The following is a 355-nucleotide window of genomic DNA, read 5'->3' as shown; positions in this document are numbered from 1 at the left end:
CCAAAGACTGTGTCAAAACGGTGCAGCGCCACATCTGGAAGGATTACGAGGACTTGGCGGATGACGCCCGCTATACGCCCGAGTACCGGCGGCTGTACAAACGGCGCAAGGAAACCATTGAACGGGTCTTTGCCGACGCCAAGGAAAAACACGCCATGCGTTATACCCAATACAGAGGCTTGGCCCAGGTGTCCAACTGGGTGAAGCTTAAGTTTGCTGCCATGAATCTGAAAAAACTGGCCAGATGGCTATGGCAGGAGAAGTCTGATCCCCTCTTTATCCTCCTCTTTTGGCCCCTATATGACACAAACCCGGCTCATGCCTGACGCATAAGCCGGGTTTTTCGACAGACTGA

1 protein-coding gene is annotated in these 355 nt (G+C 53.2%); it reads left to right on the top strand.

The window, feature by feature from the left end; translation table 11 throughout:
* A partial coding sequence (locus H7U37_RS15360) for a transposase (RefSeq protein ID WP_204877037.1) occupies nt 1–326 on the top strand: 326 nt, incomplete at its 5' end.
* Between the last annotated feature and the right edge of the window lie 29 nt (nt 327–355).

Origin of the sequence: Pseudoflavonifractor phocaeensis (assembly GCF_016901735.1) — a bacterium.
Classification (GTDB): domain Bacteria; phylum Bacillota; class Clostridia; order Oscillospirales; family Oscillospiraceae; genus Pseudoflavonifractor_A.
Note: the sequence above shows the minus strand (reverse complement) of the source record. Positions and strands in the feature narration are given on the sequence as shown.